The organism is Oceanobacter antarcticus, from assembly GCF_044962685.1.
In the GTDB taxonomy this organism is placed as follows: Bacteria; Pseudomonadota; Gammaproteobacteria; order Pseudomonadales; family Oceanobacteraceae; genus Oceanobacter; species Oceanobacter antarcticus.
This window is the reverse complement of sequence record NZ_JBBKTX010000071.1, coordinates 1-498: the sequence shown is the minus strand read 5'-3', so window position 1 is coordinate 498 and position 498 is coordinate 1. Positions and strand designations below refer to the sequence as shown.

The window sequence follows — 498 nt, the reverse complement described above, 5'->3', positions numbered from 1 at the left end:
CCACCAACCAAGTGGTCAAGGTCGCCAACAGCAAGATTTTGTACGGCGTCTATATCGCCGTCACCCTGCTCAGCATCATCGCCTTCCGCTCCCTGCCCGCAGTGATCTGCGCCATGGTGCCGCTGGTACTGACCTCGATTTTGGTCGAGGCACTGATGGTCTTTCTGGGCATCGGCATCAAGGTCTCGACCTTGCCGGTGATCGCTCTCGGGGTCGGCATCGGCATCGACTACGCGCTCTACATCCTCAGCGTGGTGCAAACCTGGCTGCGCGCTGGAGCCAGCCTCTCCGAAGCCTACTATCGGGCCCTGGTGTTCACCGGCCGGGTAGTTATTTTTACCGGCTGCACCCTCGCCATTGGCGTCGGTGCCTGGGCGTTCTCACCGATCAAGTTCCAGGCCGACATGGGCATATTACTGACCTTCATGTTCCTGTGGAACATGCTCGGCGCGCTGATTTTACTGCCGGCGCTGGCGAGTTTTTTACTGAAACGCAGCC

Annotated in this window: 1 protein-coding gene; it reads left to right on the top strand. The window is 59.2% G+C overall.

The window, feature by feature from the left end; genetic code table 11:
- Window positions 1-498: MMPL family transporter (locus tag WG929_RS20955; protein WP_416207619.1), on the top strand; the 498-nt coding region annotated here is incomplete at both ends.